The 24,374-nt window shown below is 35.5% G+C and carries 22 protein-coding genes; 1 reads left to right on the top strand and 21 read right to left on the bottom strand.

Annotated features, from left to right (window positions below):
• Positions 1 to 31 precede the first annotated feature (31 nt).
• From gmd to R2Q59_RS16095, 20 genes are all read right to left on the bottom strand, one after another.
• Positions 32 to 1,168, bottom strand: a complete 1,137-nt coding sequence (gmd, locus tag R2Q59_RS16190) for a GDP-mannose 4,6-dehydratase (protein ID WP_316786210.1) — start codon at positions 1,166 to 1,168, stop codon at positions 32 to 34.
• 93 nt (positions 1,169 to 1,261) lie between these two features.
• The gene (locus R2Q59_RS16185) at positions 1,262 to 2,542 is read right to left on the bottom strand and encodes a nucleotide sugar dehydrogenase (RefSeq protein WP_316786209.1); all 1,281 of its coding nucleotides are present in this window, start codon (positions 2,540 to 2,542) and stop codon (positions 1,262 to 1,264) included.
• 292 nt (positions 2,543 to 2,834) lie between these two features.
• The gene (rfbA, locus tag R2Q59_RS16180; RefSeq protein ID WP_316786208.1) at positions 2,835 to 3,695 is read right to left on the bottom strand and encodes a glucose-1-phosphate thymidylyltransferase RfbA; all 861 of its coding nucleotides are present in this window, start codon (positions 3,693 to 3,695) and stop codon (positions 2,835 to 2,837) included.
• Positions 3,696 to 3,850: 155 nt separating this feature from the next.
• The gene (gene rfbD, locus R2Q59_RS16175; RefSeq protein ID WP_316786207.1) at positions 3,851 to 4,717 is read right to left on the bottom strand and encodes a dTDP-4-dehydrorhamnose reductase; all 867 of its coding nucleotides are present in this window, start codon (positions 4,715 to 4,717) and stop codon (positions 3,851 to 3,853) included.
• Positions 4,717 to 5,259: a dTDP-4-dehydrorhamnose 3,5-epimerase gene (gene rfbC, locus R2Q59_RS16170; protein WP_316786206.1), complete on the bottom strand. Its 543-nt coding sequence runs from the start codon at positions 5,257 to 5,259 to the stop codon at positions 4,717 to 4,719. Before rfbC ends, rfbD begins: the two co-directional genes overlap by 1 nt.
• On the bottom strand, positions 5,259 to 6,311 hold the full coding sequence (gene rfbB, locus R2Q59_RS16165; RefSeq protein WP_316786205.1) for a dTDP-glucose 4,6-dehydratase: 1,053 nt from the start codon (positions 6,309 to 6,311) through the stop codon (positions 5,259 to 5,261). Before rfbB ends, rfbC begins: the two co-directional genes overlap by 1 nt.
• A 119-nt stretch (positions 6,312 to 6,430) precedes the next feature.
• Positions 6,431 to 6,994, bottom strand: coding sequence for a DUF3109 family protein (locus R2Q59_RS16160; protein ID WP_316786204.1), 564 nt, complete (start codon positions 6,992 to 6,994; stop codon positions 6,431 to 6,433).
• 106 nt (positions 6,995 to 7,100) lie between these two features.
• Complete coding sequence (locus tag R2Q59_RS16155) at positions 7,101 to 7,871, bottom strand: DUF3108 domain-containing protein (RefSeq protein WP_316770931.1); 771 nt, start codon at positions 7,869 to 7,871, stop codon at positions 7,101 to 7,103.
• 34 nt (positions 7,872 to 7,905) lie between these two features.
• Positions 7,906 to 8,421: a DUF2480 family protein gene (locus R2Q59_RS16150; protein WP_316770929.1), complete on the bottom strand. Its 516-nt coding sequence runs from the start codon at positions 8,419 to 8,421 to the stop codon at positions 7,906 to 7,908.
• Positions 8,422 to 8,485: 64 nt separating this feature from the next.
• Positions 8,486 to 10,576: a SurA N-terminal domain-containing protein gene (locus R2Q59_RS16145; RefSeq protein WP_316786203.1), complete on the bottom strand. Its 2,091-nt coding sequence runs from the start codon at positions 10,574 to 10,576 to the stop codon at positions 8,486 to 8,488.
• A gap of 132 nt (positions 10,577 to 10,708) precedes the next feature.
• Positions 10,709 to 11,200, bottom strand: a complete 492-nt coding sequence (locus R2Q59_RS16140; protein ID WP_316786202.1) for a hypothetical protein — start codon at positions 11,198 to 11,200, stop codon at positions 10,709 to 10,711.
• A gap of 86 nt (positions 11,201 to 11,286) precedes the next feature.
• Positions 11,287 to 12,618 carry a hypothetical protein gene (locus R2Q59_RS16135; RefSeq protein ID WP_316786201.1) on the bottom strand — a complete coding sequence of 444 codons (1,332 nt, stop codon included), beginning with the start codon at positions 12,616 to 12,618 and terminating at the stop codon, positions 11,287 to 11,289.
• Positions 12,599 to 13,336: a type III pantothenate kinase gene (locus R2Q59_RS16130; RefSeq protein ID WP_316786200.1), complete on the bottom strand. Its 738-nt coding sequence runs from the start codon at positions 13,334 to 13,336 to the stop codon at positions 12,599 to 12,601. Before R2Q59_RS16130 ends, R2Q59_RS16135 begins: the two co-directional genes overlap by 20 nt.
• 98 nt (positions 13,337 to 13,434) lie before the next feature.
• On the bottom strand, positions 13,435 to 14,325 hold the full coding sequence (locus tag R2Q59_RS16125) for a DUF6427 family protein (RefSeq protein WP_316770923.1): 891 nt from the start codon (positions 14,323 to 14,325) through the stop codon (positions 13,435 to 13,437).
• A gap of 348 nt (positions 14,326 to 14,673) precedes the next feature.
• Complete coding sequence (locus R2Q59_RS16120) at positions 14,674 to 15,660, bottom strand: glycosyltransferase family protein (protein WP_316786199.1); 987 nt, start codon at positions 15,658 to 15,660, stop codon at positions 14,674 to 14,676.
• A gap of 28 nt (positions 15,661 to 15,688) precedes the next feature.
• On the bottom strand, positions 15,689 to 16,540 hold the full coding sequence (locus tag R2Q59_RS16115) for a UDP-2,3-diacylglucosamine diphosphatase (RefSeq protein WP_316786198.1): 852 nt from the start codon (positions 16,538 to 16,540) through the stop codon (positions 15,689 to 15,691).
• Between the two features lie 415 nt (positions 16,541 to 16,955).
• Positions 16,956 to 19,451, bottom strand: a complete 2,496-nt coding sequence (locus R2Q59_RS16110) for a YfhO family protein (RefSeq protein WP_316786197.1) — start codon at positions 19,449 to 19,451, stop codon at positions 16,956 to 16,958.
• A 141-nt stretch (positions 19,452 to 19,592) separates the two neighbouring features.
• A complete protein-coding gene (locus R2Q59_RS16105; RefSeq protein WP_316770914.1) occupies positions 19,593 to 19,850 on the bottom strand; it encodes a DUF4834 family protein in 258 nt (85 codons plus the stop codon).
• A gap of 91 nt (positions 19,851 to 19,941) precedes the next feature.
• A complete protein-coding gene (locus tag R2Q59_RS16100; protein ID WP_316770913.1) occupies positions 19,942 to 20,460 on the bottom strand; it encodes a TonB-dependent receptor plug domain-containing protein in 519 nt (172 codons plus the stop codon).
• Between the two features lie 148 nt (positions 20,461 to 20,608).
• Positions 20,609 to 20,806: a YwbE family protein gene (locus R2Q59_RS16095; RefSeq protein ID WP_316770912.1), complete on the bottom strand. Its 198-nt coding sequence runs from the start codon at positions 20,804 to 20,806 to the stop codon at positions 20,609 to 20,611.
• A 671-nt stretch (positions 20,807 to 21,477) separates the two neighbouring features.
• On the opposite strand from R2Q59_RS16095, the gene R2Q59_RS20595 reads away from it, so the two are divergent.
• A complete protein-coding gene (locus tag R2Q59_RS20595; RefSeq protein WP_410478921.1) occupies positions 21,478 to 22,026 on the top strand; it encodes an RDD family protein in 549 nt (182 codons plus the stop codon).
• An 11-nt stretch (positions 22,027 to 22,037) separates the two neighbouring features.
• Here R2Q59_RS20595 and uvrB read toward each other — a convergent pair whose 3' ends face one another.
• The gene (uvrB, locus tag R2Q59_RS16090) at positions 22,038 to 24,074 is read right to left on the bottom strand and encodes an excinuclease ABC subunit UvrB (RefSeq protein ID WP_316770908.1); all 2,037 of its coding nucleotides are present in this window, start codon (positions 24,072 to 24,074) and stop codon (positions 22,038 to 22,040) included.
• Positions 24,075 to 24,374: the final 300 nt, after the last annotated feature.

The raw sequence follows: 24,374 nt of genomic DNA, 5'->3' as shown, positions 1-24,374 counted from the left end.
GTTACGATCTTAAACTTTCGATATGATATGACTATTCAAAATAATTAAGCGTTTTGAAATCACCTTCTTTTAAGTACTCGTCTTTTTTCATCAGTTGCAAGTCAGCTTGCATCATGTCTTCCACTAATAATTGTAAGTTATATTTAGGTTCCCATCCTAGTTTAGTTTTAGATTTTGTTGGATCACCCAGAAGTAAATCTACTTCAGTTGGTCTAAAATATTTTGCATCTACTTTAACAACAGTTGTACCTAATTTTATTGTATCAATGTTTAAACCTAAACTAGTTAACTTCTCTACATCTACACCAACGATAACTCCCATTTCGTTTTCATCTTTACCAGAAAACTCAACGTCAATTCCCAATTCGGCAAAGCTCATCCTTACAAAATCACGAACTGTAGTAGTAATTCCAGTTGCAATTACGAAATCTTCCGGTTTTTCTTGTTGTAAGATCAACCACATTGCTTCAATATAATCTTTTGCATGCCCCCAATCTCTTTGAGCTGATAGGTTACCCAGATATAAACAGTTCTGCAGTCCGAGTGCAATTTTACAAGCAGCTCTTGTAATTTTACGAGTTACGAAGGTTTCCCCTCTCAATGGACTTTCATGGTTAAACAAAATACCATTACATGCGAACATACCGTAGGCTTCGCGATAGTTAACAGTAATCCAATAACCATAGATTTTAGCTACTGCGTATGGAGAACGAGGGTAAAATGGTGTAGTTTCACTTTGAGGCACCGCTTGCACCAAGCCGTATAATTCTGAGGTAGAAGCTTGATAAATTCTCGTCTTTTTGGTCAACCCTAAAATTCTAACTGCTTCCAACAAACGTAAGGTGCCAATTCCATCTGCATTTGCCGTATATTCTGGCATTTCAAAACTTACTTGCACATGGCTCATGGCGGCTAAGTTATAAATTTCGTCTGGTTGCGTTTCTTGAATGATGCGTATTAAATTGGTTGAGTCAGTTAGATCGCCATAATGTAACTTAAAGTTAACATTTGCTTCATGTTGATCTTGATACAGATGATCTATCCTGTCTGTATTAAATAAAGAACTTCTTCTTTTAACACCATGCACAAAATAACCTTTTTTCAACAGAAATTCTGCCAAATAGGCACCATCTTGACCTGTAACCCCAGTAATTAACGCAACCTTCATATGATTCTAAATCTTTTCTTGCAAACATAATAATTTTGCGCAAAAAAGAAAATAAAATGCTCTTATTTGAGAAAAATTAATTTATAATTAACATCATAACCTTGAATTTACTAAATCCCTAGCAATAAAAGATTTGGTATCAAAAATAATAGCACCCTTATCTCTAAATTGCTGGAAATTTATCTCATTAAATACCTTGTGTGCTACGGCAAGAATGACTGCATCATAATTTATAATTGGCAAATGGTCAAGCAATGTAATCCCATACTCTGCCTTCACCTTATCCTTATCTGCCCAGGGATCAAAAACATCCACGTCAACGCCAAACGAAGTTAGCTCTGTATAGATGTCTATTACTTTAGTATTTCGGGTATCAGGACAGTTTTCCTTAAATGCAAAACCTAAAATTAATACTTTAGCATTTTTGATTACCTTATCTTTGGCAATCATCATTTTAATGACTTTGTTGGCTACAAACATGCCCATATTGTCATTCACTCTTCTTCCTGATAATATCACCTCTGGTTTATAACCTAATGCTTCTGATTTATGAGCAAGGTAGTAGGGATCTACGCCAATGCAATGACCTCCAACTAAGCCTGGTTTGTAATTGAGGAAATTCCATTTGGTGGCTGCAGCTGCCAAAACATCTGAAGTATCGATGTTCATCCGATCAAATATTAACGCCAATTCATTGACAAAGGAAATATTCACATCCCGTTGTGCGTTTTCTATGGCCTTAGAAGCTTCTGCCACTTTGATACTTGGCGATAAATGTGTGCCTGCTGTTATGATACTGGCATACAAAGCATCTATCTCAATTGCAATGGCTGGTGTAGAACCAGAGGTTACTTTTTTGATTTTGGTAAGCGTGTTCACCTTATCCCCTGGATTAATGCGTTCGGGCGAATAGCCACAAAAGAAATCCTCATTAAACTTTAATCCTGAATATTTTGCTAAAACCGGCACACAGTCTTCTTCAGTACAACCTGGATATACTGTTGATTCATAAATAATGATGTCTTGCTTCTTTAGCACACTACCAATCATGGCAGAAGCGTTTAGCAAAGGTTTGAGATCTGGGACTTTTAAATGATCTACAGGCGTAGGCACGGTAATGATAAACACATTACAATGGCTTAAGTCATTTAGTTCATTCGAAAAGTTCAGTCCGCTTTTCGCATTAAATGAAAGGACGGCTTGCAGGTCAGCCAAATTCGCCTCTTGGGTAAGATCAATCCCAGCTTTTAGATCATTGATCCTTTTTTCATCGATATCAAATCCTACTACCTTATATTTTTTAGCAAATTCAATAGCGAGAGGCAAGCCCACATACCCTAATCCAATTATTGCTATCTGCTTCTTTTCTTTCATATTTATGCCCGAATTGGTAAAGGTAAGCATTGAGCTTAATTATTGCATCTTGTACTCTTAAAGAAGATTAGCGACTGTCGCTTTCGAAGGTTTTGATTATCAATTAATAGATCCCTGCACTACCCGCAGGAAGGGACTATTCCATAGGAATAAAACGCCTGGAGCAGGCTTTCATTTAGTCATCGGATGAAAAAGGCATAACTGTCTATATTCATCCGATGACATTATTTTACGACGCAAGACTATCGAATCCTAAAATCCTTAAATCTCAAAAAACTCCAATTCAGACAAGTTATTTAATCAACCTTAGCAGATAGGCTCCATAACCACTTTTCACTAACGGTGTAGCTATTGCCCTTAATTCTTCTTTGGTAATAAAGCCCATGCGATAGGCAATCTCCTCAATGCACCCGATTTTTAGACCTTGACGTTCCTCAATAATCTGTACAAATTCTCCTGCTTGCATTAACGAGTTAAATGTACCTGTATCTAGCCAAGCGGTTCCTCTACTTAACACACCTACTTTTAATTTACCTTGTTCTAAATAAACTTTGTTTACATCGGTAATTTCGTATTCACCTCGTGGAGATGGTTTAATATTTTTAGCGATTTCTACCACAGTATTATCATAGAAATATAAACCTGGAACAGCATAATCCGACTTAGGCGCTGAAGGTTTTTCTTCTATTGATATGGCTTTTTTATTTTCGTCGAACTCAACAACGCCATATCTTTCAGGATCTGCAACTTGATAAGCAAAAACAACTCCACCATCTGGATCCGAACTAGCCTGAAGTAATTTTGCCATGCCTTCTCCGTGGAAGATGTTATCACCTAAAACTAAGGCTACTTTATCATCACCAATAAAATCTGCTCCGATTACAAAAGCCTGTGCTAAACCATTTGGTTCGGCTTGTACGGCGTAAGAGAACTTGCACCCTAAATTTGAACCATCGCCTAATAATTTTTCGAAATTTGGCAAATCATGAGGGGTAGAAATGATCAATACCTCTTTAATTCCTGCTAACATTAGCGTCGAAAGTGGATAGTAAATCATCGGTTTATCATAAACCGGCATCATTTGTTTACTACAAGCAAGTGTTAATGGATGCAAACGCGTTCCGCTACCTCCAGCTAAGATTATACCTTTCATTTTGTATGGATTTGAGATGTGAGATGTGAGATTTACCCACAATCATATCTATAATTATTTTCTAATTTATTTAATACGCCTAAACTTGTTATCTTTTACATCCATAAACGATTGAAAAACAACCACTTATCCTGCAAACTCTAACCACCTAAACTCTACCCCTCTAAACCCTTTATTCTCGAGATGCACTCTACCAAACTATCTCTCCAATAAGGGATCTCAATGTTAAATGTAGTTTTTATTTTACTTTTATCCATTACAGAAAAAGAAGGTCTAATTGCTCTAGTAGGATAGGCTGAGCCAGGTATAGGATTAACTTTGACGGTTGTCTCGCTGATCTCAAATATCGTCTTGGCAAAATCGAACCAAGAAGTTACGCCTTCATTGCTGTAGTGAAAGGTTCCGTAAGTGATGTTATTCGATCCGATGATATCAAAAATAGCGTTAGCTAAATCGATTGCGTAAGTTGGGGTTCCAACTTGATCAGCAATAATATTTAGTTCATCTCTATCCGCACCGAGTTTCAACATCGTTTTCACGAAATTATTGGCATATTCTGAATAAAGCCAACTGGTACGAATAATGACATGTGCTGCCAGTAATTTGGCAATGGCTAGTTCTCCATCCAACTTTGTCTGACCATAAACATTGATGGGTTTCGCTTCATCATCCTCTTTTAATAACTTTACCGTATTGCCTTCGAATACAAAATCAGTAGAAATATGGATTAAAGTAGCATTATTATTTTTACAAACTTCAGCCAAGTTTTCTGCTCCTGTTTCATTGATTGCCTTTGCTAATTCGACATCGTCTTCTGCCTTATCTACTGCAGTGTAAGCGGCACAATTGATCACATATTCTGGTTGTTCTTCTACAAACAATTCATTTAATAGTGCAATATTAAGAATATTTCCGTCTTGCTCTGATGGGAAAACAATGTCTGTAATTGATCTTCGTTGTGCTACAGTTTTTATACATTGACCTAATTGCCCAGCCGCACCTATAATTAATATTTTTCCCATTAAGAAAGCGATGAAAAAGTATTTAGAACTAAATCCTTATCTGAAACTGCTGCAACTTCAGCAGGGATTAACCAATCTATATTTAATTGTGGATCATTATACATCACACCTAATTCTGAAGCCTTGTTATAATAATTATCACATTTATAGAAAAACTCTGCTGTTTCACTTAATACAGAGAACCCATGTAAAAAGCCTCTCGGCACATATAATTGTAATTTATTCTCTGCGCTCAGTTTTACAGAAATGTGCTTGCCATAAGTTGGAGAACCTGGCCTGGCATCAACGGCAACATCTAGTACCTCGCCTTTAATTACGCGAACTAATTTTGCTTGTGCAAACTCACCACTCTGTGCATGTAAACCCCTAATTACCCCATAGGAAGAATATGACTGGTTATCTTGCACAAAGTTGCCAGACAAACCGGTTTTCTCTTCAAATGTTTGTTGATTAAAACTTTCGAAAAAGTATCCTCTAGCGTCGTCAAAAACACGAGGTTTGATGATTAAACAATCCTTTAGTCCTGTTTCTTGTATTTCCATTAAGTGTTTTGGTATTGTTGCTTATAGTAAGATTGATAGTTACCCGATGTTACGTTTTCCAACCATTCATTGTTCGTTAAGTACCAATCAACAGTTTTAGCTAAACCCTCTTCAAATTGTAAACTAGGGACCCATTCTAATTCTTGTTGTAGTTTAGTCGAATCAATCGCATAACGTAGATCGTGACCTGCTCGATCAGTTACATAGGTAATTAATTTAGCCGACTCTCCTGGTTCTCGATTCAATTTCTCATCCATTATTTTGCATAACAGGTTAATCAAATCAATGTTTTTCCATTCGTTATGGCCGCCAATATTGTAGGTTTGGCCAGTTTTAGCTTGATGAAAAATCACATCGATAGCTCTTGCATGATCTTCAACCCAAAGCCAATCACGAACGTTTTCGCCTTTACCATATACAGGTACTGGTTTATTGTTCTTGATGTTATTGATGGCTAATGGGATTAATTTTTCCGGAAAATGGTGAGAACCGTAATTATTGGAACAATTTGAAATTACACAATCCATTCCATAAGTATCGTGATAAGCCCTCACAAAGTGATCTGAACTCGCTTTTGATGCAGAATATGGACTATGTGGATCATAAGCTGTAGTCTCTGTAAACATCCCAGTTTCACCCAAAGCACCATACACTTCGTCGGTACTTACGTGATAAAAACGTTTAGTTGCATAATCACCTTTCCAATATTCTCTTGCAGCATTTAATAAGTTTACCGTACCAATCACATTGGTCATTACAAAAGCTGTCGGATCAGTGATGGAACGATCTACATGACTCTCAGCTGCCAAATGGATAACTGAATCAAAGTTTTCAGTCTTAAACAACTCCATCATCTCAGTGGCATCAGTAATATCTGCTTTAACAAAACGATAGTTCGGCTTATTTTCAACATCTGTTAGGTTGGCTAAATTGCCAGCATATGTTAACTTATCTAAGTTAACAATTTGATATTGAGGATAATTATTTACGAAACGGCGCACGACGTGTGAACCGATAAATCCGGCTCCTCCGGTAATTAGGATTTTCTTCACTATAGATTTTGTTTTATTTTCAATGGGCTAAAGTAACAATCCCGTAGGAATTATCCAAAGCCTAACATTGGTTATCTGTAAAGGTATATTAAAAGTAGATTAAACAATCCAATTACTTGCTACAATCCTCTCACACTCTCTTCCAATTCTGTATACCATTCCAGTCCATATTTTCTAATTAATGGATCTTTTAAAAATTGGTAAACAGGGACTTTCAGTTCTCTTCCGAAAGAGCAAGCGTCATGGCAAATGTGCCACCTATCATAATTTAGCACCTCAAACTCTGGATATTTAGTAATCCTAATGGGATATAGATGACAGGAAATAGGTTTCTTCCAGTCGACCAAACCTTGCTCGTAAGCCTTTTCAATGGCGCATTTTGTAATGCCACCCTCAAATGTAACATAAGCACATTCTTTATGCCCGTCTACACAAGGTGTGGTTAAATCGCCGTCTGCATCTATTACAGAAGTTCCTTGTTCTTCGATAGCTTTAATTCCTTTCGGAGCCAGTAAATGTTTAATTTTAGGATAAATTTCGGCCAATATAGCCGTTTCTGCGACTTCTAGTGGAGCGCCTGCATCGCCTTCTACACAGCAAATTCCCTTGCACTTATTTAAATTGCACACAAAGCTTTCGCGAATCACATCTTCATGCACTAAAGCATTTTGTACTTCTATCATTTCTTGTTAAGTTGTTTATTTGGTAAGTCATTTAATTTGTGAAGTTGGGGAGTTGTTGATTTGTAAAATACATCTTACCAGCTAAACAACTTACCTACTTATCTCCCTATTTCCCTATCGGATATTTTAACCCTTCGGCTGATTTAATTTCTAATGTTACTGAGCCCACCAATATTTCTACGTTAGCCTTTACGGGCACCCTGTTGCCATCATCAGTAATCCAAAGATAAAGTTTACTGTCTTTTTTAAAGATACGCCCTGGCTTAATAGATGGGCTAAATTTTAGGCACCTGATATTTCCTAACTTACTTTTGATGGTCTCCTTACCCACATAGGCTATCTCTAATTGAGAAATTTCATCACCTAAAAAGTAGTTAAGCTTAAAGACTTCCCCAATTTTTAGTTTCGATATATCTAAACTCCTTGCAAAATAATAGGCCGAAACCAAATCAAATGTTTGGGTAGTTGGTGTAGCAAAGGTACCTTTATTAGCGATTACCTTTTTTGAATCTTGATAAAACCTTGCCTTATCCTGACGTCGGTAACTTGCTTCGCGTATATTTTCTTGATAGAAATAAGGCGTTAAGTCTGTTTTATCAATATAAGAATCATAATGATCCCTTACTTTATAAAAGATATCAAATGTGCCTGAGGTTTCTGCGTCTACTACTAATCTATAAGTTGGCTTATTATCAAACTTTACATCAGTTGCTACTACTTTAATGGTAGCTTCAGCAGCTGTTATAAATCCATATTTCAGTTTATACTGCAATACTTCCCCTTCTTTAAAAATGGGGTCTTTTTTTAGAGGTAGTTCCTGAGCAAAGCTAGCTATGCTTAGTAAGGAAAGGGCGAAAATTAGCGTGAGTCTTTTCATATTTGTTATGCAAACAAAAAGCAATCCAAATTTGTTAATCTTTCCTTTTAAAGATTGGCACAGTAGAGCATGGCTCACCATACATGATGCTTTTAGCTATCGGCGTAAGTAATGCTGTGATTTCCACATAGGCAGAAACTGGCACATCTATATCCGCACAGCCTTTAATTACTACTCTTTCCCCCGCAAATGAATTGATGTCAATTTTCGACAAAGCTTTAGTGTAAAGAACTGCTTCAAGTGTTTCTAAGCTGCCAAATACCACTTCATTGGCAAATGGCTTAAACCTATTTGCTAATAACATATATGCCCAAGTTGGCACAATCGCATCTGCACTGCAAGTAATAGCTATATTTTTATCTTTATACTGCTCCCAATTGTGTTCCTTGATAAACGCCCTAAAGTCTTGTTCTTTTAAAATCAGTCCGTGAAAAAGATTGTCTTTAATATCATACACCAAACGTTCCCCTTTGTGGAAATATTCTTCCAGATTTAAGGTGATTAAACCACTAGAAGCTACCTTATTTACAATGTTCTCTTGAATGTCCATGGCTTTAAAATAAAAAACCGCCCCGATGTATAGTCGGGACGGTTACAAAATTACGTAATAAAGATTAATAGAATTTCACCCTATTGTCTTTTATCTCAGTTTTCTCTTGCAATGCTTGGAAAGCTGCACCTAAAGAGCGTTGTGTAACGCCCAATATCATTGTTTCTTTTTGCTTAAATGTATTTGCCATTGGAGCAGGGCTTGTGAAACCTTGTACAGCAAACACATATACACCTTTATCGCCCTCAATTGGCTTAGATACTTTACCAACTTGTGATCCAAATACCGCACCTACCACTTTGTTTTCTTGAGCTAAACCTGGAATAATTGGATTTGCAAACACCATATTTTGAACTGGCATTGCAGTTTTACCTAATTTAGCAGCAACTTGATCAATAGATCCGCCTAAAGCTTTATTGAACTTTTCAGTTAGCATTTTAGCTTTAACTGCATTCATCACCATTGGTTGAATTTGTTTTTTCACATCCTCTAAAGATAATTGGCCTTTAGGCATTACATCTGTTAGGTGAGCAACAACGTAAGCGTTATCCATTGAATATACTGTTGGTAATACATCACCTTTTTCGGCAGCATACGCATCTTTAATTAATGGACGTGGGTTATCTAAACCTGGAGCAAATCCTTGAGTTGCTGTAACTTTATCAGCTAATGCTATCGTATAACCACTTTTTTTAGCTAAGTCTTTAAAAGTATCAGCTTTAACGTCTGCTAAAAATGTAGTTGCTTTTTTATAAGCTGTTTGTCTGGTTTTTTCACTCGGTGCTAAAGATTTCTCTATATAGGCTAATTTAACAACTTTTGAAGAACCTACTTGCTTTTCAATTTTAAGAATGTGGATGCCGAATTGAGATTTAATTATTTTAAGATCTCCAGTTTGACCATTAAAAGCGGCATTCTCAAACTCAGGCACCATCGTACCACGAGCAAAAGTTCCTAAATCGCCCCCTTTTCCTTTACTTGCATCTGTATTATAAGTATCAGCAAATTTAGCAAAACTCGCTCCACCTTGTATAGCTTTCTTAAGTGAATCTGCTAATTTATAAGCATTTGCCTCTCCACCTAATTTACTTGGATCTAATAGGATATTACTAGCTTTAACAGAATCTGGTGAGAAACGGCTATCTATAACTTTAATTAATTTATAAGAGTTTCCGGAGAATACTGGTCCATAAAAACTTCCTGCTGGATAGTTGAATATTACTGAATCAACCGCTGGATCTAATTTTCCTTTTGAAAGGTAAGTGTAAGGAACTTTTACATCAGAATTATTTGCCGCAAACAACGAGTCGTTTGGTGTAGTTTTAAAATCAGCTGCTAGTTTATCTACCTGAGCTTTAACAACTGCTGTATCAGCCTTGGTTGGTTTAATGCTAAAAGAAACATACTCAAATCCACGGGTTTCTGTAGGATTATCGAAGCGTTTTTTGTTAGCATCATAATAAGCTTGATAATCTTCATCAGTAATCTTAACATCCTTATCTAAAATAGAGCTATAGTCTAAATTTACGTATTTAAAACTCGCCAATTTATTACGGTTGTTATACTCATCAGCAGCTTCTAAAGTAGACACATAAACAGAGTTACGAATTAAGTTGGCATACTTTTGTTGTAAAGCTTGTTTCTCAATCTGATCCTCTAACTGCAACCATTTTGTTTTAAGCTCTGGGTTCGATTCTCTTGCCTTTAAAGAACTCATTAAACCATTACGATCTAATTGTCCTGTTTGTTGATCAGAAAAATTCTGAAGAATTAATTGACTTGGTCTTTCACCATTAATTAGGTCATACAATTCATCTCCGCTAACAATTAACCCTAATCTAGCATACTCTTTCCCTAAAAGGATCTCTCCAACCTCGGCTTGCCAAGCATTATCAATAGCCATAGCTTGCATTTGAGGGTTGATGTTTGAACCATATTGTTGTCTAAATTGTGCTAGACTTTGTTCAACCTTTGGATTAAATTCTTCGTATTTAATTTCTTTTCCATCAATCTCTCCAACTGAATTTCTAGATGCGCCAAAAATCGCTGTACCTTGTTGTAGCAAAGGCTCCAAAACAAATAACGCTAATACCACTGCAATACCTCCTACTAGAAAATATCCCATCTTGGTACGCATGAATGTCATTACTCCCATATTATTATTATTCTTATTTTTTATTTTTTTAAGAGGGCGCAAGATACAAATTTGGAACTAATTTGAAAATATTAATTTTATTTGATTTTGCCCTTGAAAACTAAGTAGATAGTGCCTCTTTAAACACCTGAATTATTGCCCTAAATCGCCTTTTACATAACCCTGCCCCGTCCCATCATGAATGGTATAAGTACTTAAATCTTGAGGTGCGGAAAACGCCGCTCCATTTAACACGTTCCCATCTTTAGTGGTAACTGTTCCAGAGGGAGAAAAATACATCCGTTTGTTTTCATCCCAAGTTAGCTCTTCCGTGGTGAAAGTAATTTTATCTGTAACAATAATTACGTTCCTTCTAAAAATGGTTATTTTTTCAATTTCTTTATTAATGGCATAATCAGACTTGATGGTTCCTGTGGGTTTTAAAAACTCATCAAAGAATTGGATTTTTACACCGCTTGGCATTTCGTTATAACTCGCCCCTTGAGACGGAACAACTTTATCGTAAATTGGCGCATAACCTTTTGCTTTTACTTTAGCAGAATCACTATAAATTATCTCGGCACCATAGGTTCTGTCTTTACTTAAGGTTATTTGTTTAGAAGAAACTGAAGAGACATTTTTCATATCATCATCATTACATGACGACATGAGCAAGATTATTGCAAGTGTAAAAATTAAATGGAGACCAGATTTAATATCCGAAGCTTTCATTAATCAAACCTAAACCTTTGGAACCAGCTATTAGTATTAAGTGCAAATCCTAAGTGAATGTTAAGGTATTTTTCTTGTAATAACCCATTGTTGGTATTCCCCCTTTTCCCTAACTCTGCACTTAAATTCATTCTGTAAATAGAACCTCTTGAATAAGAAGATAAGGGTAAGCCTACTCCAAGCGTAACTGCCATTTGTTTCACATCTTGCTTATTCAGTTGAATATATGTTTTATCGTATGAAAACCCTAAACGGTAATCTACTCTTTTAAAATAACCGCTAATGGAAGTAATGTCTGGTGTATATTGACCTCCAACAGATACTCCATAAGTATCTTGTAAACCTTGATTTATTTTGTCTATACTTAATTCAGACCATTTGCCCATTCTATAATCTGCTCCAATTAACCATTTGTTTTCTTTTACGATACTAAAACCAAAATTATGAATTAAAGGCAATTTTAAGTTTGTTGGACTATTTTCTACAAATAATAAGGTATCCAAAGCAGTTTGCTCATCGCCATTGGCATCATTAAAATATTGTGTGGCAACTTGAGTTTTCTTAGAGTTTATTCTCGAATTAGAAGAACCTGAATAACCTAACACCAATGATGTTTTATTGCCTAGATTGAAATCATATTGTGCACCATAGGTGAAAGCTAAACCACCTACACTATTTTTTGATTGTAAGCGTGAATTTATTGCACCAGGTTCTTGTACATATTCTGTAGACCTATTCTCTGTAAGATTTCCGAATAAATATTCCGCATTAGCACCAATTCTGAAATGATCTCCAAATTGAACGCCATAACCTAAATAGGCTTTTGTTAAGCCGCCTTCACCTAGATATTCATAATCTACTGTTTTAGTATTAGCGGTAGTAGTACCCACTTTCACTGTATTTTTAAAATTATACCCTAATTCAGAGTAAGGTAAAATACCGAAGCTTAAACCAGATTTTCTAGACAATGGAAAGGCAAAGGCAATATGACTTAAGGTTGAGTTAAAACTTTGTTCAGTTTGGGAACTGTTTTTTAACTCTGTGAAACTACCGCTTAACCCCATATCTACAGTTGTAATGGCAGTACCTGCATAAGATGCAGGGTTTTGAATATTGATGTTATTGAAATAGTTAGTTCTGAATATTCCAGTTGATAAACCACCCATTGCTCTAAACATTGGCAACGAACCACCTTTAATATTTCCAACGCCAAATCTTGAATATGGAGACTGTGTGGTAACTTGTGCATTTGCAATAATGCTTGTTAATAATAGACAAACTGCAAACGTATATTTTAATCTTTGGTACATATTATAATGTAATAACTTCATTTAATCCTTTTAAAACCAAATATGGTTCATGTATAATTTGGGTGGCAAAGATGCTGTTTTTTAATTGTTTGTTCAAAAAATCTGCATCACCTCCAGTAATAATTACTTTGAGGCCTTTGTTTTTCTTATTTTCAATTGCTATAAATCCTTCAACTTCGTTTAAAACGCCCTGTAAAACACCGTTTCTAATCGCATTTTGAGTGTCATTTCCATTAGGGATATCAGTTTCCTCTTTATTCCAATCTATTAATGGCAATCTTCCAGTATAATGATTTAAGGCTTCAAACCTCATTCTTATACCCAAACTAATACTTCCTCCAAAGTATTCGCTGTTTGCAGTTAAAACATCATAAGTGATACAAGTTCCTGCATCTATCATTAGGCAGTTTTCTCCAAAGTAGAGTTTATAAGCTGCAATTACTTTCGCCCATCTATCTAAACCTAATGTATTTAGCGTTTGATAGTTGTTTTTTATACCGCCAATATTTTTCGTGGTAAAAGGCAGATAATTTACTGATTGTTTCAAAAACGCTCCAAGTTGTTCAACATCTTTATTAACACTTGAAACTGTAGCATTTTTGATTTGATATTTTTCAATCAATTTTGTTAGTTCAATTTGATTCAATTCTTTCAATCGCTCAAAATGAACCAGCTCTTTTTCCTTAAAAACTGCCAGCTTACTATTTGTGTTTCCTATGTCGATTACCAGATTACGCATTAAAATCTAGGCTAAAAACAATACGGTAAATGCCAAACTTCACGACACAAAGCTATTAATCTTTAGCTAGTTTCAAGGTGTGAAATTGTTAAAAAAGGTTAAACGAATAAAAAATACTGTATTGACAGAACTAATACCACAAATAAGGATTCATAGAACCAACGTTTTTTAGCATTTGAGAAGTAATAGGCCAACAAAACTGCTCCAGGTGGAACACTTAATAAAAAATGATAGAGCCTAAAATCTGGTTTGGTATAAAAACTAATGATGGCCACCACAAACATAAAAAACAACATCTGAAAAGCCTTTCTTGTACTGATAAAACTCCTAAAGAAATTTTCTCTTAACTGTAAAGCGGCCAATACCATAATTACACTTACAGGAATTAGCACCAAATAATCATTGTATTTAATTTGAAGATTAGAGGGGAAAAGGTTAGTTAATGGGCGCCAAATTTTATAAAACTGAGTGATGTTATCATTCCAGTAATAAAAAACTGCAATGAAGAAAAATATGGTCAAAAAACCAATAAACCCAGCAATCCATTCTCTCCAATTAAAAGAACGGTATAGCAATAAGCTTAACCATAACATGATCAACAAGACAATAAAAGGGAAATAAATTAGGGTCCCAAAGGCGATGATCATTCCCACGTCGAACATGGTCATCATGGCGTTTGGCGTTTTGCCGATCTTTAGAAATTTATCCATAACCCAGATCAGTAAAAAATTACAAATAAGGGGCGGACTTAATATTAAAAACTGCAAAAATAAACTAGATCCTGTAATGTATAATAGAGCTGGCAAGTAACTTGGTTTTGCTAAAAGGCCATGGTTATTGATTATTCTATTGAACAATAAGGCTTGGATAAATACGATGATTGTAGCAAAAAATATATTTGTAGTTGGCGAAAAACTGTTTGACAACGGAATTTGGATAAAAAACTTGGCGTAAGGTTCCAGAAACTCAAAGTTTAATTTTTCTGGCATATTTATAAAAATAGCCAATCGCATAAAAACAGTATATGCTGCAAGCAATATTAAGTTTAATGGATTTAGATTTCGAAACTGATTGATCATGCCGATTTAATAACGGCAAAGTAAAGAAAAATTTATCGCTAATTTGATTACAACTGATTGAAGATTCTTGATAGATTGCTCTCGATGTAAACTATATCGTTGGAAGGATAGTTGGCTAGCGGATACTTTGATTTAAAACCACCCCGTCTGCTGCGCATCCACCCCTCCAATGGAGGGGAATTGTAAAACGCTTTAAAAACCGCATTACGATTCCCTCCTGCGAGGGAATAACGTTACTTTGTGGGAGAAATTAATAACTTACCTTGCATACTTGTTTACCACATTAGCCACAATTTCCGCAGTTTCGTCTGGGAAGTTAAATTGATGTGATTGTGTATTGGCTACAAAACCTTTTAAAATAGGCAACCAATTTCTATTGCTACCCCAGATCACTGGCAAACCTAGCTCCTTTAGCGCATAGGCATTACACTGTTGTTCGTATTGAAATCTCATTGGCGCCACCAGCAGCTTTTTCCCTAGAAATAATGCCTCTGCTGGCCCCTCAAAACCTCCGCCAGTAAATAGCCCAGCAGAACTGGCCATACTTTGATTAAATTTTATATTGTTTACTGGTTCAACAAAAACATTTCCATCGTTATAACCCGTTTTTGTATGTTTTGAGAAAACCTCCCAGCGGACTGAGGGAATTAGTTTAAGTAATTTTACTAAATCCCTATCGTCTATGGCGGGAAGATAAACGGTATAATGTCCTAAATTTGTGTTCACCAATTCTCTTATTTCACTTCTTATTACTGGTGTGTAAATAAAGTCATCGTATCTTTCGAAATGAAAGCCAATGTGATGAGTTGTTGGCGCATAGCGACTTAATATTAACTTACCCCAATCAATGGTTCTGGGTCTAGGTACTTTTTTAGATTTGAAAGAAGCTTGGTGACTAAGAGAAACACTTTCTATGCCCTGACTTTTGCAAGCCCAAGCAGTTACAGGTTCAAAATCGTTAATGATAAGGTTATAGTCTTTAAGTGGTACAGCACTCATGTCTTTCTTGAAACGAAATAAATTCATATTCTTCCAAGTCTTGAAATGGTCTACCCCACCTTTTTTACCAAAAATAAAACTGAAACCATGCAGTTGAAATTTAACTTCTTGAGCCAATTTTACATCCGCTTGTGTACCCGAAATTAAGATATCTAAATCGCCATGCTTTTGCAATAACGGAACGATTTCCCTTGCTCTGCTAACGTGTCCATTTCCGGTGCCTTGTATGGCGTAAAGTATCTTCATCGTTGGCTAATATCTGTATTTTTTTGCTCTACACAATCTCCAATTTAATCTTTTCTAATAAGGTGTTAATATTTAGCTTGCTATGTAAATCCTCGCTATCAGACAACTCCCCTAATTCAACCTCATCTTTTTCGAAATCCTTGTGGTTGTATCTAAATATTTTCCACTCTTTGTTTGCATACTCCAAAGCAGTTAAACTTTCTACCCAATCGCCACTGTTCAAATAGATAACATCACCGAGTTCGGTTGTTATTTTTCTATTTTCTGCTTGATGAATATGCCCACAAACTACATACTCATAACCTTTTTCGATTGCTAGTTCGGCAGCTGTTTGCTCAAAACTATTGATGAATTTTACAGCGTCCTTAAATTTGGCTTTTATCTTTTGGGAAAAACTCATTTTTTGTCTACCAATTAAAGCCAAACACCAATTAACAAAGCTGTTGATTAAGATTAAGCTATCATAACCAATTGCACCCATTTTTGCGAGCCATTTAGAATGTTGCATGGTTACGTCAAAAACATCACCATGAAAAAACCAACCCTTCTTACCATCAATATCTAATACCAACTTATTTTGTAAATGAAAAGCGCCCATGTGTAAATCAGCGAACTTCCTTAATAACTCATCGTGGTTTCCTGTTAAATAATAAACAGGCACACCTTCAACAACAAACTTCATCAACTTTCTAATGACTTTCATGTGTGTTTCTGGCCAGTATCTTTTACTAAACTGCCAAATATCAATGATATCACCATTGAGGACAATCTTTTTTGGCTTGATGCTTTTAAGGTATTTTAAGAGCTCTTTGGCATGACAGCCGTAGGTACCTAAGTGTACATCAGAAATGACTACAATTTCTACTTCTCTCTTTTCCATATGCTAAATTTTGGTGATAAAAAGCTCATTGCCAGCAAACTGACATCTATTTTTAAGGAAATGATTGTGTCAATCTTCTTCTTCCTCCATAGTCAACTCATACGGACTAAAGAAAAAAGCGATGATTACAATTACACAAACAGCTAAAAATAATTCTGGCATATTGTTGTTTTTACATCTACAAAACTGCAAATGATAGATTAACAACATGTTAAGTGGAGGTTATGAATTTCGTTGAGCGTTATTCGTTGTTCGTTGTTCGACAAACGGCAGAGGACAAACGAGAAATGCTTAAATAAAAAAGCCACAGATTTACAGATAAAATCTGCGAATCTGCGGCTAAATAATATTAACTCGATCAGCTTTTAGTTGCTCATTGCTCGACAGCCGAAAAACGGCTGACGAAAAACGCTTACTAAGCTACTTTCTTTTTCTTGTTATCGGTATAAATTCCAAAACCTAAAAATGCGATTAATAAAATAGAACCAGCTAATGAGATTTTTTCTCCTGTATAATAAGATTTAGGCTCAAATTTAAACTCCACCCTGTGGTTACCAGCCTCTAATTGAGCAGCTCTTAAAACGTAGTCTGCTCTAAAATATGGCTTCTCTTTTCCATCAATGTACATATTCCATCCTTTATCATAGTATATCTCCGAAAAGACAGCTATTACATCCCTAGGGGCACTATATGAATATTCGATATGATCAGGATGATATTTTTCCATCTTGATAAATGCAGTTGGGTCAGCACCTAAACGTGTAGTGTCAATTAGTTTTTTGTATTGCTCATCTACAATTGCTTCTTGCTTAGGATCAAAACTGCTAATGGCTTTCATTTCCTCATCAGCATTTTTTACAAACTGTACACCTTGCACTATCCAAGCATTACCTAAAGCAGTTGGATTTCTAGACATTTTGAAAGAACCATTTTGAGGATCTTGTGTAATGAAGTATTTGGTATTTAACATATCCAAAACATCTTGGTTTACACTTTTCGAGAATTGATTTTGAATTAACTCATCAAATCTTTTCAGTTTTGCAGCATGGTAACCACCTACAGTCTTGTGGAACCTTGAAGCATTGGCGCTTGTAAATGTTGGAATTGATTGGTCATAAACCCTAAAGTTAGGGTCTTTATCTGCTTCAATAAATGTATCTACATCACGAGGTTGTAAATCTGCATTCATATCAGATTTACTTTTAAAGCTCGTGTTATTTAAATAACGACGGTCTACTTGCCACATGTCGATTAAAACAGCAAAGGCCAATAAGCCAAAAGCCAATTGCATATTCAGCTTTTTAGTGATGAATGCCCAAACTATTCCAAAAGCAATGGCAATAAACAAAAATGCACGAATGGCATCTGCTCTTGCAATTGAAATACGGTCTTGAATTAATGCATCGGCAATCTTATGCGCCATACTAGCGTCGTTCTTTAAAACCTGAGTTAGCGCTGCTAAAATTTCTGTATGATTATTCGTTTTAAAACTGAAGAATAACGTTGGTATCACAGCGACTATTAAAGCGAATCCGCCAGTTATGCCTGCAGACCAAGTTAATTTTTTGATTAAAGTTTTCTGGTCGATATTTCCTTCTTGTGCTTCTTTAATCGCAAGGAAAGCCAAAACAGGGACCAATAAACCTACAACGGCCAGAATTGATTCTACAGCTCTGAATTTATTATAAAGTGGGAAATAGTTATAAAATAAGTCTGAAACGTATGGGAAATTTTTCCCGAATGATAAAAGGATGAACAATACTGTTGTAGCTAAAATCCACCATTTTAAACGACTACGAACGATAAACAATCCGAATACAAATAAGAAACAGATTATGGCACCAAAATAATACCCACCAGATGTACCAGGTTTCTCGCCCCAATATTGTTGCATATTTAACTGTTGTCCTAAGTAACCTATTGCATCTGTTGTTGCTTTAGGGTCGCCACCTGTAACATTTTCAGCCACCGCTTTGTACAAATGACTTTCTGGTTTCACCAACTGGTCGATGCTTGTTGCGCCACCATACAAATCTGGAATAAGGAAGGTAAAACTCTCACCTACACCTTGGCTCCAACCATAAGCATATTCTTTAGTCATACCAGACTCCTTCTCAGTGGATGTACTAGTTAAATTAGATTTACCACGATTAGTTTCCTTTGCATATTCTGAGGTGGTCCATAGCAAACTGGCATTAACCATTACTGCAATAACAACCGCAGCGCCTAAGAAACTAATGGCTTTCCCTAAAGCTGGCAATGTTTTGTTTTTATAAGCCTGATAGATTTCAATTCCCATGAAAATAAGAATAGAAAGCAATAGGTAATAGGTCATTTGAACGTGGTTTGCCCTTATTTCGAGAGCTAAAAATAATGCCGTTAAACTTGCCCCAAGCCAATATTTACCTCGTAAGGTTAAAATCAGCCCTGCTATAATTGGAGCAAAAAATCCTATAGCTAAAGCTTTGTTGCTGTGACCTGTTGCAATTAACACAAAGTTATAGGTGGTAAAGGCAAAGGCAACGGCCCCTGCCGCAGCAAGCCAAGGATTTATTTTTAAAGTAATAAACAAAAAGTAAGCGCCTACTAACAGTAATAACACTGTGCCAACTGGAGTTGGAAAAGTTTTTGTAATTAATGCAATACCATAAGTAGCTCCGTTATATGCGTATTGTACCCAGATTTGGTAAGCTGGCATACCACCAAACATTTGATTTGTCCAAAGTGGCCCTTTACCATCTTTGTCCTTATACTCCATGATTTCCTTTTGCATAGCCTTAGCCTGTATCACATCACTTTGTGATAATACGTGACCATCTAGTAAAGGCTTAAAGAAATAAGCAAAAGAAATAACTACAAATATTGCAATGATGGCTAAGTGAGTGCCATTATTTTTAAACCAATTGTTCATTAAGGCTATTTTTAATTTAAACTAAGCCTCAAAAATAGAAAATTGATACAGATTAAGAAGTATTTTTTTTAGTATCAAGAAATGAGTATCAAGTATCAAGATTTTGGATGCCAAACTGGCAACTGAAAACCGTAAGCTGAACTACTTCACTTCTTCGTAGTCTACAAAATCGCCAAGTTTATCGGCATTGCCTTTTTTTTCTTTCTTAGGCATATAATCAATAGATATAGAACCTTCTGGTCTTGAATTGGAAGAACGTTGTTGTTGATTTGCATTTGCTTGATTTTGCACATTGCTAAAAGCGTTTCTAAGCACTGCTGGAAAAATCATTCTGATGAGTACCCTGAACACCCAAATAAGAATGATGGAAATAAGTATGAATTTTAAAAAGAATGCCATATATAAAATTATTAACACAAATATAGACGAGCAGTTTTATTTTTTGTTACTTTTTGAAAAGATAATTGCAATGTGATTACAAAAGCACTTTCTACTTTGTTTCTGATATAGCTAGATATTTCCCGTTGAAAGGTAGCCTATTATCAGCGTTTGAATTAGCCTCAACTATCACGGCTTTAATTTTTTTGTTTGATGGCAAGAATATTGAATCTCCTTGAATAAGTGCATTATTTGAATAGATAGGTAGCTTTCTTGATGCCAAGTCAATTTTATTCTTTGATAGAATTTTATTTACTGAATGAGTTTTGATGTTCTTTTTTAAAATGATTATAATGACACCATTTTTGGCTGATGAGCCATATTTACTCGATGCATCATTACCTTTTGATACTTTTATATCTTCAATATAGTTTGGATTTAATGCCGACAAGTTTAATTGAGTTATTACCTTGCCATTAACAACCCATAATGGTTGTTTAGAAGGGTCTTTTGGCCCGCAGCATAAACAAATTATCGAATCTTTATTTGAAGTTGTTGTAGTAACTGTTACTTGTGCAAAGCCTTTGAAGCTAAGAGTGATTAACGCAAAAAATAGTATAAATCTTTTCATTTAATGATGATGAATAAATTAATTAGATTCCATAATTATATTCCAGATGCACAGTCTTAGCCCGCAGAAAGGCGCAAATCACGCAGATTGAAGAGGATTTTGCGATATTAAACCCTTATCTGCAAAATCTGCGGGAGCTAATAACAACCTACACTTCAACTATTTCGCAAACCCTACCTACTTGTCCGTCTTCTAACCGAACTTTTATTCCTCTTGAATGATATAATGAAGAAGTGAGTAATTTTTCTACCACACCATAAGTTACTGTTCCGTTTCGCTGATCTTTTTTAAGGATGATGCCAACTTCTAATCCTGGGTAAATATCTTTTCTGTTTTGTCCTTGCATAATTTTAGATGTGAGTATTGAGAATTGAGATGTGAGAAATGATACACTGAATTTAATTAAATCATTGTTTTAAGATATAACTTTGACAAAATAAAGGCTTAGGGCTTGAATTTTGTCAAAGTAGCATTTACTTTTCAAATCGCTCTGCGAAAACTTTTCTGTTTAGTCCTTGCATAGATTAGTTGTTAGTGAATGGGTTAATTGATTCTTTTGCTTTTTACAAACATTACTAATTTTTTTGTGCCTCCAAATTCAATTTTTTGTAGCTTAGATTTCTAATTCTATTTAAACCAAAACCATGTCAGCCCAGTTACATAAAGTAAAAGTAATTATAGCTTTACTCGTCCTATTTAATCTATATAATCTTGTTGATTATGGTCATGGAATAATTAGATTTTCCAATCTAATTCAGGAAAGAAATACTGAGGACTACCGCGGTTTTATTAATTTCTATCTGAGCTTAAATTGGGAATCTTATATTAATCCTATTATTATCTTTCTCAAAATAATTGCCTGTGCATTATTTATTATAAGCAAATATAACAGTTCGAAATTACTACGAGCAATCTTACTATTCGAATTACTAATTACTAATTACTTGCATTTACCTTCCACCTGTAATTTACCATTCCCTAAATACAATCTCAACAATTCCAACATCCAGTCTATTAATGCTATTAATTAGCCTTTCATTATTTGCATTTAATATTTATTCATTAATCTATTTACAAAATAGCTTGTTACCAATTATAAAAACAGATGAAGATGGACAACACCTATTTGTCATGACAACAAAATCTCAACGGTTTGTACATCGTATTTTTGATTATTTCATCTCTATTTTTTTTCTATATCTCGTCTTAGAACGTTACCAGTCCTATTTTTTCAATAATCGGGGCCTTAGGTTTAGAGAAGCTTGGGATTATATATTCTTTTTGGAATCACGCTTCTTGTTGCATATGATTTTTACGAGTTTTTTTTATTACTTTTTCTCCGAGGTAATCTTCAAAACGTCTATTGCCAAAATAATTCTGGGTAACCTAGTCATAAATTCTTCAGGAGAACCAGCTTCTATTGGCCAGAGAATAGGAAGATGTTTTTGTAGATTAATTCCCTTTGAGGCATTTTCTTTTCTTTTTAGCACAAGAGGTTGGCATGATAGGATTACCGGAACTTGGGTTGTTAAAGCAGATAACACTGGGATACACAGAGAAAAATGAAACTTAAGTACTTACTTTTCAAATCGTTCGGCGAACACTTTTTCCAAAGCAAACATTTCATCACGCATACGAGCTGCCATTAAGAAATCCATTTCCTTAGCTGCTTTCTGCATGTCTTTTCTTGTTTTGTCTATGGCTTTTTGCATTTCTGGTTTAGTCATGTACTGCACAATAGGGTCTGCAGCAATGCTTACTTCGTCAATTTCTACATAAGCTTTGTTTCTAGCCTTACTTTCAGAGAAATCTAATACAGAACTTTGTTCGATGATTTCTTCCCTGGTTTTACCAACAGTTTTTGGTGTAATTCCGTGTTCTAAATTATAAGCAACTTGTTTTTCCCTACGTCTATTGGTCTCATCAATGGTTCTTTCCATCGACTGTGTCATGTTATCGGCATACATAATTACACGACCTCTATCATTACGGGCCGCACGACCAATGGTTTGTATCAAAGCTCTATCAGACCTTAAAAATCCTTCCTTATCGGCATCTAAAATAGCCACCAAACTTACTTCTGGTAAATCTAATCCCTCACGTAGTAAGTTAATCCCAACTAAAACATCAAACTCCCCTAAACGTAAACCCCTTAAAATTTCTACACGCTCTAAGGTTTTAACTTCGGAGTGGATATAACGACATTTAATGTTCAACCTATCCATATATTTGGTCAACTCTTCAGCCATGCGTTTGGTTAAGGTTGTTACCAAAATACGGTCGCCCATTTTAATAGTTTTATCGATTTCGTCAAGCAAGTCATCAACTTGATTTATCGCAGGGCGAACTTCTATAACTGGGTCTAACAATCCTGTTGGTCTAATTACTTGTTCAATAACCACACCATCTGTTTTTTCTAATTCATAATCTGCCGGAGTTGCGCTTACATATATTGTTTGCGGCGCTAATCTTTCAAATTCATCGAAGTTTAAAGGGCGATTATCTAAGGCAGAAGGCAAACGGAAACCATATTCTACCAGACTCATTTTACGAGACCTGTCGCCACCATACATCGCTCTAATTTGAGGAACGGTTACGTGGCTTTCGTCTATGACCATCAAATAATCATCTGGAAAATAATCTAACAAGCAGAAAGGACGCATACCTGGTGAACGCCCATCGAAAAATCTGGAGTAGTTTTCAATCCCAGAGCAATAACCTAGCTCCTTCATCATTTCGATATCAAAGTTTACCCTTTCTTCTAATCGTTTTGCTTCGAGTAATTGTCTATCGTTTAATAACTGATTTTTACGCAACTCTAATTCTTCTTGAATGCCCCAAATAGATGAGTTGAATTTTTCTTTTGGCGTTACGAAAAGATTAGCAGGATAAATTGCCATATCCTCTAACTTCTCTAAAGTTTTCCCAGTGATTGGGTCAATAACCGAAAGTTCTTCGATATCATCTCCAAAAAAGGAAATTCTATATGCACTATCCAGATAAGCTGGAAAAATATCGACTGTATCGCCTTTTACCCTAAAAGTTCCACGTTTAAAATCGTTGATTGTTCGAGCATATAAAATCTCTACCAAGCTATGTAAAAATGAATTTCTGCTAATTCTTGTCCCTACCGCAAAGCGGAAAACCGATTTCGAAAAATCTTCAGGGTTTCCCATACCATAAATACAAGAAATGGATGAAACCACAATTACGTCTCTACGACCAGACATTAAAGCTGATGTAGTTCTTAACCTCAGTTTTTCTATTTCCTCATTAATGCTTAAATCTTTTTCGATGTAAGTATTGGTAGTTGGCATGTAAGCCTCTGGCTGATAATAATCGTAATAAGAAACAAAATAGTTAACTGCATTTTCTGGAAAGAACTGTTTAAATTCTCCGTAAAGCTGTGCAGCCAAAGTTTTGTTGTGACTTAAAATCAGGGTTGGCTTTTGAGTTTGCTCTATTACGTTTGCAACCGTGAACGTTTTCCCAGAACCCGTAACACCTAGTAGAGTTTGATAATTCTCATCTGCATTAACCCCTTCAACTAATTGTTTAATCGCATTGGGCTGGTCGCCAGTTGGTTTATATTCTGATACTAATTTGAACTTCATTGTAGGTAAATATAAAGATTAAAGATGGAAAAGGTAAAATAGGAAACGGAAGATGGGAGAACAATGATAAACGAGGAAAGTTTCTTAGAATGTTGAAAGACTAAAGATGAAAGACCAAAGAATGGAAGAAGCCAAAATAAACCAACCTAGTAAATCAAAAGTTTGATTTTGGATTTACTAGCTTGATAGAGTTATCTTTCACCCAGAGGGGAGATTTCTTCAGGCGACAAAAAATCGACCTCCGAAGTGTCGGACAGGCTCTCGAAATGATGAAACTCCTTAAAAACGAAAAACCCGAAG

Source organism: Pedobacter frigiditerrae, from assembly GCF_032678705.1.
In the GTDB taxonomy this organism is placed as follows: Bacteria; Bacteroidota; Bacteroidia; order Sphingobacteriales; family Sphingobacteriaceae; genus Pedobacter; species Pedobacter frigiditerrae_A.
This window is presented reverse-complemented; position numbering and strand designations above follow the sequence as displayed.

What these genes read in the sequence shown, in the direction of transcription:
- gmd (WP_316786210.1), bottom strand. Translation starts at nt 1,168, where the DNA reads ATGAAGGTTGCGTTAATTACTGGGGTTACAGGTCAAGATGGTGCCTAT.
- R2Q59_RS16185 (WP_316786209.1), bottom strand. Translation starts at nt 2,542, where the DNA reads ATGAAAGAAAAGAAGCAGATAGCAATAATTGGATTAGGGTATGTGGGC.
- rfbA (WP_316786208.1), bottom strand. Translation starts at nt 3,695, where the DNA reads ATGAAAGGTATAATCTTAGCTGGAGGTAGCGGAACGCGTTTGCATCCA.
- rfbD (WP_316786207.1), bottom strand. Translation starts at nt 4,717, where the DNA reads ATGGGAAAAATATTAATTATAGGTGCGGCTGGGCAATTAGGTCAATGT.
- rfbC (WP_316786206.1), bottom strand. Translation starts at nt 5,259, where the DNA reads ATGGAAATACAAGAAACAGGACTAAAGGATTGTTTAATCATCAAACCT.
- R2Q59_RS16160 (WP_316786204.1), bottom strand. Translation starts at nt 6,994, where the DNA reads ATGATAGAAGTACAAAATGCTTTAGTGCATGAAGATGTGATTCGCGAA.
- R2Q59_RS16155 (WP_316770931.1), bottom strand. Translation starts at nt 7,871, where the DNA reads ATGAAAAGACTCACGCTAATTTTCGCCCTTTCCTTACTAAGCATAGCT.
- R2Q59_RS16150 (WP_316770929.1), bottom strand. Translation starts at nt 8,421, where the DNA reads ATGGACATTCAAGAGAACATTGTAAATAAGGTAGCTTCTAGTGGTTTA.
- R2Q59_RS16145 (WP_316786203.1), bottom strand. Translation starts at nt 10,576, where the DNA reads ATGGGAGTAATGACATTCATGCGTACCAAGATGGGATATTTTCTAGTA.
- R2Q59_RS16140 (WP_316786202.1), bottom strand. Translation starts at nt 11,200, where the DNA reads ATGAAAAATGTCTCTTCAGTTTCTTCTAAACAAATAACCTTAAGTAAA.
- R2Q59_RS16135 (WP_316786201.1), bottom strand. Translation starts at nt 12,618, where the DNA reads ATGAAGTTATTACATTATAATATGTACCAAAGATTAAAATATACGTTT.
- R2Q59_RS16130 (WP_316786200.1), bottom strand. Translation starts at nt 13,336, where the DNA reads ATGCGTAATCTGGTAATCGACATAGGAAACACAAATAGTAAGCTGGCA.
- R2Q59_RS16125 (WP_316770923.1), bottom strand. Translation starts at nt 14,325, where the DNA reads ATGCCAGAAAAATTAAACTTTGAGTTTCTGGAACCTTACGCCAAGTTT.
- R2Q59_RS16120 (WP_316786199.1), bottom strand. Translation starts at nt 15,660, where the DNA reads ATGAAGATACTTTACGCCATACAAGGCACCGGAAATGGACACGTTAGC.
- R2Q59_RS16115 (WP_316786198.1), bottom strand. Translation starts at nt 16,540, where the DNA reads ATGGAAAAGAGAGAAGTAGAAATTGTAGTCATTTCTGATGTACACTTA.
- R2Q59_RS16110 (WP_316786197.1), bottom strand. Translation starts at nt 19,451, where the DNA reads ATGAACAATTGGTTTAAAAATAATGGCACTCACTTAGCCATCATTGCA.
- R2Q59_RS16105 (WP_316770914.1), bottom strand. Translation starts at nt 19,850, where the DNA reads ATGGCATTCTTTTTAAAATTCATACTTATTTCCATCATTCTTATTTGG.
- R2Q59_RS16100 (WP_316770913.1), bottom strand. Translation starts at nt 20,460, where the DNA reads ATGAAAAGATTTATACTATTTTTTGCGTTAATCACTCTTAGCTTCAAA.
- R2Q59_RS16095 (WP_316770912.1), bottom strand. Translation starts at nt 20,806, where the DNA reads ATGCAAGGACAAAACAGAAAAGATATTTACCCAGGATTAGAAGTTGGC.
- R2Q59_RS20595 (WP_410478921.1), top strand. Translation starts at nt 21,478, where the DNA reads ATGCTATTAATTAGCCTTTCATTATTTGCATTTAATATTTATTCATTA.
- uvrB (WP_316770908.1), bottom strand. Translation starts at nt 24,074, where the DNA reads ATGAAGTTCAAATTAGTATCAGAATATAAACCAACTGGCGACCAGCCC.